Source organism: Psychrobacter sp. (assembly GCF_030454045.1).
Classification (GTDB): Bacteria; Pseudomonadota; Gammaproteobacteria; order Pseudomonadales; family Moraxellaceae; genus Psychrobacter.
Map to the genome: position 1 here is coordinate 1 of NZ_JAKDJE010000096.1, position 9857 is coordinate 9857.

Below are 9857 nucleotides of genomic sequence, written 5' to 3' on the forward strand. Positions count from 1 at the left end.
TATCTATTTAGCAGCGACGATTATCCATTTACGGTAATTGTCAACACACCCTAGTGCGGTATTCACATCTGATATGCAAAAAGGTCTACGTTTCGCTCGTGGTATCAGAGCAGGTATGACCCATATCAATGACATCTCAGTGAACGACGAAAGTAACACGCCGTTCGGTGGTGAGAAAAATTCAGGTATCGGTCGCTTTAATGGTGAATGGGTACTAGAAGAGTTCACCAGAACACATTGGATTTCAATGCAAAACGAGCCACGTCAGTATCCGTTCTAATAGCATTGCACTACGATAAATAATAAAAAAAGACCGCTTCGATAGCGGTCTTTTTTGTGATGTTCGATGGTTGTGCTTGAACCTACTTATATAACAATTAGCCTATAGTTTAGTCATCTATCTAGCATGAAAGCCCAATAACCCTTCAATCTCTTCGATAGTCATACGTCTGACCAGCGCTTGCTCTTCTACTGACAAGCGATTGGTATGTTCTTTTATCATGGTATGGATGCTCCGAGATATCTCAGAGGTGGTGGCATAATACATTTGTGGCTGCTCTTTCGTCAGTCTCATCAAAAAACGATTGATAAGTTTACGTTTTTCATCCGATTTGTTCTCTTCAGCGATATTTTTTTCGGTCATGGTATTCTCCTAGAGGTAGGTCATTTAAGCAGTCCGGAGCATGAGAGTCAATGGCGATAAGTAGATTTTAGCTTGGATAATTACTACCTTGCTAGTAGGTTATTAATGCCATGAGTCAATACCAAACTTGTCGTAAGCAAGATATGCTATTTTAAGATAATAAAGCCCAATAAAAAAAGAGTATTGAGATTAATTAAAAGCTATCGAACAATAAGAGGTTTATGCCATGTCCCATCAGCTATCTGGTAAAAATGTATTGGTTCTCTTTCACAATGACCTGCGAGTGATGGACAATGCCACGTTATCGAAAGCCGCCAAGCTCTCGCGTGATGGGCGTTTATTACTGGTTTATGCCTCATCCTTGACGGATATATTGGACAATCAAAACTCTCAGGCTGCTTATCATTATGACACGATGGGCGTCGCCCGCCAGCAATTTTTGCAAGAGAGTTTGATTGACTTAAATACATCATTAGAGCTGCTTGGCAACAAGTTACTACATCTACATAAAACCCCAACGTCACCGAATACCTTCATGCAGTTGAATGAACTCATTGAGGGGCAGCAGGTGACAGATATCTGTGTGAGTCAAACGGCTGATTATTATAAGAACCAAATATATGTACGACTACAGAATAAACATCCGCAGATACGTTGGCATATTGAGACAACGGCTACTTTGTTTGATGAATTACCGCTAAATGATTTGCCCAAAAGCTTTACGCAGTTTCGCAAAAAAATTGAAGCAGATTATGATTTATTGCATGCAGCACAAGACATCGCTATTTGCGCGACGCCAGAACGATTGGCCCCAATACCTGAGAGTCTGGTGGATAGGTACGAGTACTTCTTTAAAGCAGGCGAAGATAATGCGCAGGCAATCTCCCAACAAAAACAGCAAGCGCCTAGTTTCAAAGGTGGTGAGTCGAACGGGCTAAATCACTTAAAGAGTTATTTTAATTCCGACGCGCCAAGTACTTATAAAATCACACGAAACGCGCTTGATGAATGGACGCATTCCACAAAATTTTCTGCTTGGCTGGCGAATGGCTCGTTGTCTGTCAACACCGTATTGAATCGACTGCGCCGTTATGAGCGTGATGTCATCGCAAATGAATCCACTTATTGGATATGGTTTGAGCTGCTTTGGCGTGAATATTTTTATTGGTACGCTGTCACCCATCAGCAAAAATTATTCTGGTTTAAAGGTATTGGTCAGCACACGCCATCAACCCAACTGGATCAGAAAAAATTAGAACAATGGAGGAATGGTGATACAGCATATCCTATTGTCAACGCCTGTATGCATCAACTGAATACAACAGGATATATGTCAAACCGTGGACGACAGCTAGTGGCAAGCTGCTTTATTCACGAGTTGGGTCTTGATTGGCGTTATGGTGCGGCTTACTTTGAGCAGCATCTTATCGATTATGACGTCGCCAGTAACTGGGGAAATTGGCAATATCTAGCAGGCGTGGGGGCGGATCCAAGAGGATGTCGGCTCTTGATAAACAAACCCAGCAATACGATCCAAACGGTGAGTTTATCCGTCAATGGCAAGGTGAGTTAGAATAAGATGTCTCATTCATATATGCTAGAAATATCGATATACTAAATGCGAGGTAGATTCATATTATGAAAAAACCCAGTCCTTATTTGACCTTTGCAGGTGCTATTCCGTTTGTCGCTTGTGCGCTCTTGCTAGTTATAGGCATTAGTGACATACCTATATTGGGTGCAACGGCTGATGTATTAAGCGCTTATGGTCTGGTAATTGCGTCGTTTATGGCCGGATCGCAGTGGGGTAATCATTTAAGCTTGGCGGATAACGATCAATGGGCCATCCGATTGCCTTTAGTCAGTAATGTAATTGCAATTGCTCTGTGGCTCGGGTTTTTGGTGTTGCCAGTGGTCGGTTTTATTTGGTTACTGGTCATTGGATTTGCCAGCATGTTGATGATTGATTATGGGCTCAATCGCGCGCGCATTATCACGCAGGACTATTTTAAAGTGAGAACCTATGTGACGGCGATAGTGATAGTGTCTCTGATAGTGGCTGCTCTGCAATGATAAGTAATGTGATCAGTTATATTTAATAAAAAGGGTCGCCATATCAGCGACCCTTCTATATTGGCAAAGTATATCTGTTAATGTAAAAACTACGCTTTTTCTAACTTAGGACGGGCTTTCTCAATAGCTTTAACCAATGCTGTTTCAAACTCACCGTCTTTGAACCTAACAAGATAAGAGTGTGCGGCACAAAAATTGCGAACGTCGCGCCACTCATGGGCTAGGTTGGTTGCCCAGTCGCAATATTGTGCGCCTGCATGCGCCTCATTTTTGAGTGCTTTTTTGGTGGTTGGGTGCAATATCAGCTCAGGCAATACCGCTTCTAGCAGCTTCATGGGTGGACTCATAAAAGTATCATCGACATGTAAGCTTTGGCTGGCAGGATGATAGGCCAACAAGGAGCCTGCATGAATCATCTCATTGGGTGCGATATAATGTATACCTTCTGACATTGAAAACTTAAGCTCAGGATAGCGTTCAGCAACCGCGTCACTCTCTACCAAATCGTCAGCCCAGCGTACTTCTGGTATCTTTTTATGATGGCGACTACTGCCGTAAAACGTGGCTTGAGGGAAGTCTTTGGCCATTTGCGCACAATGTACAGTATGGAATGGATGAACATTTAGCACCGCTTCGACATCTTGACCATTATTGGTGAGCGCCATGACTTCGTCTCGAACGTCACCTGTCAATTCATAGCTGTCCAAAAATACAAAGCGTCCTGAGGATAGCTTGACCAGTGAGCACTGGGTACCAATGTTTATCACACCGCCGATACGGAATGATCCGCGTATGTTCCAAAACCCTGCCCCTAAATCATGAATTTCATCTGACATTTATCGTTTTCCTTATGTAATATATTGAACCAACAGGTAGTTGTTTTTCTTGTCGTGAATTTTATGTTATAAATGATGTGACCATTTTCTTAATGTCGTTATTTTGCCTCAAGCTCGCTACGCGCGTTATCAATAGCAGACAATAACGCTGCTTCAAATTGGCCTTCTTCAAATACAACTAATCCTGAATGTGCACCGCAAAAATGATGTACGCTGCGCCATTCGTGTGCAAGATCTATCGCCCAATCACAATAGGCTTTGCCAGCGTCGGGCTCATCTTTTAATGCTTGTTTGGTGGTGGGGTGTAAGCCTAGGTTTGGCTGTACGGCATCAAACAGCTTAGAAGGTGGTATCTCAAACGTATCATCGACATATATACTTTGGCTGGCTTTGTGATAGACCAATAATGAGCTTGCATGGACTGACTCATCAGGGGCGATGTAGTAGATGCCTTTTGGTAAGGAGAACTGGAGTTCAGGATAACGCGCAGCGACCGCATCACTTTCTACCAGATCATCTGCCCAGTCAACCTCTGGCACTTGCTTTGGGTGTCGGCTGCTACCGTAAAATGTGGCTTGCGGAAAGTCTTTAGCCATTTGCGCACAGTATACCGTATGAAACGGATGCACATTAAGGACAGCCTCGACATCTTGACCGTTGTCAGTGAGAGCCATGACTTGCTGACGAACGTCGTCTGTTAGAGCATAACTATCCAAAAAAATAAACTTCCCTGATGGTCGTTTGATGAGCGCACATTGTACCCCGATGTCTATAATGCCATTTTTTAGGTGGTGTTCTAAAAAGTATGCTGGCGATAAAAGTCAATAAAAGATCTATGCTAAGTTATCTGATTCTATAGGGCTTTCAAGGCTTCAAAAATTGTTCAAATTTTAATCAGCATACTTTTTAACACACCACCTGCCATTTTTTATAAATGACCCTCGAATACTCCAAAACCCTGATCCCAAATCATACATCGCATCCTTCATCGATATTACCTCTTAAATATTGTTTTATTTGTTTTGATTGTTGATCAATAGCACCCTATGATTATTGATTTTTGCGTCAGCAAAGTCTGTAATAGAAAAGATAGAAGCAATGTAGATGTGTAAAAATAAAAAAGAGTTGTTATGTAAATGTCATCATCATAGGGCATTTATCACTATTTTGTATCAGCAACTAAGGTACAAAGATGACGATTGCAGCTTTTTTTACTAAAAAAGCAATCTACCGTCATTGAGAATAAATAAGTGTCAATAACACATTTAAACCTGAGTATATGGGTTGGTGTGCTAAGATGCTTTTCTGGTCATTATGATAAATAGATATCCTGTATGGCTGTGCACCTCCTTCATAGTGTCACATTATATTCTTTCATTATCCAAGCCAATGACGCCTCCTTGTCATAGCATAATCAATTATAGTAAGCGCCCTTGTGAATAATTCTACAGAGAAAACCCAAAACTTTGCACCAAAGACCGCAGCCTCATCCAGTCACTCTACGTCGTGGATATTGAAGCTCACGGTTGGCCTAATCGGTATGTTTGCCTTTTTGCAAGTGTATTCTATCCAAGCTGTGTTGCCCGTCATGATGATGGATTTTTCTGCGACCGAGGTACAAGCGGGCATGATCGTTGGTGCCACTGTATTGGCCATTGCTATTATGTCGCCATTCTTGGGGATGCTCTCAGATGCCGTCGGGCGCAAATCCTTTATCGTCGGTGCTTTATTGTTTTTGGCGATACCAACAGCGCTGATTGCCCAAAGCTCGAGTATTGAATGGGTAGGCGTTTGGCGCTTTATGCAAGGACTGTCTGTACCCGGTATTACGGTGGTGACCATTGCTTATATTGGCGAGGAGTTTGAGGGGCGGGCGATGACCGAGCTGATGTCCTTTTATGTGTCAGGGTGTGTGCTTGGCGGCTTTATGGGCCGGTTTTTGATGGGGCATTTGCATGAATTGATTGGCTGGCGTGACGGTTACTATGTGATGACAGCGATGACTTTGTTGGGGGCGATATGGGTTGGCAAGATGCTACCATCGTCTCGTCATTTCGAGGCCAATCCCAATTTTCGTTCAGCGATACAGACGTTAGGTGAGCATTTAACCAACCGCTATGTGGTGACAGCCTGTCTGCTTGGTGCTTGTGTACTGTTCTCTCTTGTCGGTTGTTTTACCTTTATCAATTTGCATTTGGCAGCTGAGCCTTATGAGCTTGGTACGGGCGCGCTTGCCAATATTTTTGCCGTGTATTTGTTAGGTGTCATCATTACGCCACTATCAACGACCTTGCTGCGCCGGTTTGGCTCAGCACGTACTGTTCGCGTGGCTATTATTATCTCAATGGTGGGCGTGCTACTGACATTGGTCGCACCATTATGGGGGGTGATCGTCGGATTGGCAGTCATGTCATCTGGTGTATTTATTACACAATCTGCGACCATCAGCTACATAGCGGTTAATGTCAAAAAAGGTCGTTCATTGGCGTCTGGTTTATATTATATGGGTTATTACACGGGCGGTACGCTTGGCGCGTGGTTGGGCGGCATAGCCTATGCGCGAGGGCAGTGGTCTCTTACCGTATGGTTGTTATTGCTTGTACAGGTGTTGGCGTTGTTGATAGCCAGTTTTGGGATGATTAAAACAACAAGACGTGCCACTTAATAGTATGCAAATGTGATTTTTTAATAGGTGAAGCATCGTTTTTGTTTGGCTATTTGTCTTATGATACGTAATGTAAGGTCGCTTTACATGGTGATGGTTTTTTCTTACTATCGAAGAGGTCTTCAATCTGATTGCGGTCAGTGACGCTCGTTGCTCTTACTGCGCCAAAACTGAATGGCACCGAGCAAGATATTATCAGCGTAAATCAGAATGACTCGTCATTATAAAAACCGTATGGTTATAGCGGTTCATTCTGTATTAGTATAGCTGATTGCTACTTATTATCATTTATCAGCACGACAAACAAGGAAGTTAGGTTTATGTCAAATATCTACCACAGTGCCCCATCTGCCTATGATTATCCATTACTGGTCAAACAGTTATTGAGCCGTGCTAAGACTGTGTCGCAAGATCAAGAGATCATCTATGCGGATAAAAAACGACTCACTTACAAGGATTTGTTTGAGCGTATCAATCGCTTGGCAAACGTACTCGTAGACCTGAACCTTGATGCAGGCGACATCGTTGCTGTTATGGACTGGGATAGCCATCGCTATCTTGAGTCTTATTTTGCGGTACCGATGTCAGAGTACATTCTACAAACTGTCAATATTCGCCTCTCACCAGAAAAAGTCCTTTATACCATTAACCATGCCAAGCCAAAAGTGTTGATGCTCAACTCTGAGTTTGCGCCATTGGTCAAAGATTATCAGTTTGAAAACTCTAGTATTGAGCACATCATTTGGCTGGACGACAATGGTGTGACCGCTGAAGGGGTTTTTGGCAGTAATCAAAGCCGCGTGACAGGCGAGTATGAAGCATTGCTAGAAGCTGCTGATAGTCATTTTGACTTTCCAGACTTTGATGAAAATACCATCGCAACAACCTTTTATACCTCAGGTACGACAGGGAATCCCAAAGGCGTTTTCTTTAGCCATCGCCAATTGGTTCTGCACAGTCTAGCGGAAGCGGCAACCTTGGGTATGCTGCCAAATAAGCAAGGTGTCAGCTACGGCGATGTCTATATGCCGATGACGCCGATGTTCCACGTACACGCATGGGGTTTCCCATTTACAGCAACGATGGTGGGTCTAAAACAAGTCTATCCAGGACGTTATGCGCCTGATAGCTTGCTGGATTTGATCATCAATGAAAAGGTGAGTATCACCCACTGCGTGCCAACGATTTTGCAGATGGTGCTCAAAGAGGCGCAAGATCGCGATGCCAGCTTTAATGGATTAAAAATGATCATTGGTGGTTCAAGATTGACCGAAGGCTTGGCAAAAACAGCAATGGCGCAGGGTATCGAAGTATACACAGGCTATGGTATGTCAGAGACAGCGCCGCTTATCAGCTTAACTGAGTTTAGTCTCAATGAGCCTGAAATGACTGAGGACGAAGACATCGCCCGTCGCTGTATGACAGGTAAGCCTGTACTTATGGTCGATGCGCAAGTATGGGGTGAAGGTAATAAGCCTGTTGGTAAAGGACAAGAAAATACAGGTGAGCTGGTACTGCGCGCGCCTTGGCTGACTCAAAGCTATCTGAAAAATGACGATGCTGGCAAAGAGCTATGGGAAAATGGCTATATGCATACGCAGGATATTGCTTACATACGTCCTGATGGTTATATCAAAATCACGGATCGTCTAAAAGACGTCATCAAATCAGGGGGCGAGTGGATATCGTCGCTTGAGATTGAGACGATTTTATCATTGCACCCATCGGTAGCTGACGTCTCGGTAATTGGCATTCGTGATAAGCAGTGGGGTGAGCGCCCATTGGCGCTAGTGGTACTAAAGCCTGATGCCAAAGATACCAGTGCTGACGATATCAAAGCCATTGCAGAAAAAGCGGTAGAGCGCGGCATCATTCCTAAGTATGGTATTCCTAGTCAATTTAAGTTCGTTGATGAGCTACCCAAAACCTCTGTCGGCAAACATGATAAAAAAGTCATGCGTGAGATGTATGCCAATCAAACCCAGATATAAAAAAGGGGGATGTCTAAGAGTAGAGCGCATTTTTACATTAAAATGTGGGACGTATTACACGCTTAATAGTTGATATTTGTAGTGAGCTCTGCTACATTTTAAACCGATACGTAGCGTATCGGTTTTTTGATTCTGGTAAGGATGACCAGTATTTCTTCAGACATGACTGACTATCATTGAAATAATATAGCGTTGATAACAGCAGTGGCATGCAAGTAGTAAGTCCAGCAATGCTAACGCTCTAACAACTTTTATAAGGTTCAATGATAAAAAACATTGTCTCATTTCTCGTTTATGCTAAGGACAGCTATTATGAGCGACCACGCCCAACACTCAGTCTCCTCTCAAACGGCAGAACAGCCCAAGTTCGCTGATATTTATCATAAATCCATCAATGATAGAGAGTCGTTTTGGGCTGAGCAATCACAGCGCATTTACTGGCATAAAGAGCCTGAACAAATACTTGATGACAGTAACCTACCTTTTGCCAGATGGTTTGTCGGCGGTGAAACCAACCTATGCTATAACTGTGTCGATCGTCACCTGCCAGATCGTGCAGAGCAAGATGCCTTTGTGTGGGTATCATCAGAGATCAATCAAGAGTTGCTTGAGACCTTCCCAGCTGTTGTCGATTCATTTAAAGACTTGGGCAATCATGTAGAGTTTTATACAGACTATGCCAAGCGCCGCCTGACTTACAATGACTTATATAAAGAAGTGAATTACTTCGCGGATGTCTTGCAGCGCCACGGTATTGGCAAGGGCGACCGTGTCATCATCTATATGCCAATGATTCTAGAAGCCGCGTATGCCATGCTGGCTTGTGCTCGCATTGGCGCTGTACATTCTGTCGTTTTTGGAGGATTTGCGGCGCACAACTTGGCCATTCGCATGGATGATGCTGAGGCAAAAATGGTGATCACAGTAGATGCAGGTTTGCGCGGTGGCAAGATTGTCAATTACAAAAACCTTGTCAATCAAGGCGTAGAACAAGCAACAATCAAGCCTGAGCATGTATTGGTGGTCAACCGCGGAGTTTTGCCGTTTGAGCCGCGAGATATCGATGTCGATTATGCAACTGAACGCCGTCATAGCTGTGAAGCCAATGCGGTCTTTGAACCAGTATGGCTTGAGTCCAATGAACCCTCCTATCTGCTTTATACCTCGGGCACGACTGGCACACCAAAAGGAGTGCAACGTGATACAGGTGGGCATGCGGTCGCGCTGACAACATCAATGGACTATGTCTATGATGGCAAAGCGGGCGAGACGTTTTGGGCGATATCAGATATTGGCTGGGCCGTGGGACATTCTTATACAATTTATGCGCCATTATTGGCAGGCATGACCAGTATTATGTATGAAGGATTGCCGCATTCACCAAATCCAGGGATCTGGTGGCGTATCGTTGAGGCCAATAAGGTCAATATCTTATTTACCGCGCCTACAGGCGTACGTATGCTCAAAAAACAAGATGAAAGCTGGATGACGCGCTATGATGTGTCTAGCGTCAAGTCGTTCTTTTTGGCAGGTGAGCCATTAGATGAATCAACGGCCAATTGGCTGACTCAGCATTTAGGGGTTCCTGTTTTAGATCATTACTGGCAGACCGAAACTGGCTGGCCGATTTTGAGCCATACGCCAAAATT

8 protein-coding genes and 1 pseudogene are annotated in these 9857 nt (G+C 43.7%); 6 read left to right on the top strand and 3 right to left on the bottom strand.

The window, feature by feature from the left end; all coding sequences use genetic code 11:
• Positions 1-52: 52 nt before the first annotated feature.
• A pseudogene (locus L0G63_RS12645) lies at positions 53-280 on the top strand (aldehyde dehydrogenase family protein); the annotation flags it as partial.
• A 117-nt stretch (positions 281-397) separates the two neighbouring features.
• Here L0G63_RS12645 and L0G63_RS12650 read toward each other — a convergent pair.
• A complete protein-coding gene (locus L0G63_RS12650; RefSeq protein WP_093069915.1) occupies positions 398-643 on the bottom strand; it encodes a hypothetical protein in 246 nt (81 codons plus the stop codon).
• A gap of 226 nt (positions 644-869) precedes the next feature.
• On the opposite strand from L0G63_RS12650, the gene L0G63_RS12655 reads away from it, so the two are divergent.
• Both L0G63_RS12655 and L0G63_RS12660 read left to right on the top strand, forming a co-directional pair.
• The gene (locus L0G63_RS12655) at positions 870-2216 is read left to right on the top strand and encodes a DASH family cryptochrome (protein ID WP_301450977.1); all 1347 of its coding nucleotides are present in this window, start codon (positions 870-872) and stop codon (positions 2214-2216) included.
• Between the two features lie 65 nt (positions 2217-2281).
• Complete coding sequence (locus tag L0G63_RS12660; RefSeq protein ID WP_301450978.1) at positions 2282-2716, top strand: DUF3429 domain-containing protein; 435 nt, start codon at positions 2282-2284, stop codon at positions 2714-2716.
• Positions 2717-2805: 89 nt separating this feature from the next.
• On the opposite strand, the gene L0G63_RS12665 is transcribed toward L0G63_RS12660, so the two are convergent.
• The gene (locus L0G63_RS12665; RefSeq protein WP_301450979.1) at positions 2806-3552 is read right to left on the bottom strand and encodes a hypothetical protein; all 747 of its coding nucleotides are present in this window, start codon (positions 3550-3552) and stop codon (positions 2806-2808) included.
• A 98-nt stretch (positions 3553-3650) separates the two neighbouring features.
• Positions 3651-4268, bottom strand: coding sequence for a hypothetical protein (locus L0G63_RS12670; protein WP_367618369.1), 618 nt, complete (start codon positions 4266-4268; stop codon positions 3651-3653).
• 794 nt (positions 4269-5062) lie between these two features.
• Between L0G63_RS12670 and L0G63_RS12675 the strand changes: the two genes are divergently transcribed.
• From L0G63_RS12675 to L0G63_RS12685, 3 genes are all read left to right on the top strand, one after another.
• Positions 5063-6217, top strand: coding sequence for an MFS transporter (locus tag L0G63_RS12675; RefSeq protein ID WP_301450982.1), 1155 nt, complete (start codon positions 5063-5065; stop codon positions 6215-6217).
• Between the two features lie 320 nt (positions 6218-6537).
• Complete coding sequence (locus L0G63_RS12680; RefSeq protein WP_301450980.1) at positions 6538-8208, top strand: fatty acid--CoA ligase; 1671 nt, start codon at positions 6538-6540, stop codon at positions 8206-8208.
• A 312-nt stretch (positions 8209-8520) separates the two neighbouring features.
• On the top strand, positions 8521-9857 hold a 1337-nt coding region (locus L0G63_RS12685), incomplete at its 3' end, for an AMP-binding protein (protein WP_301450981.1).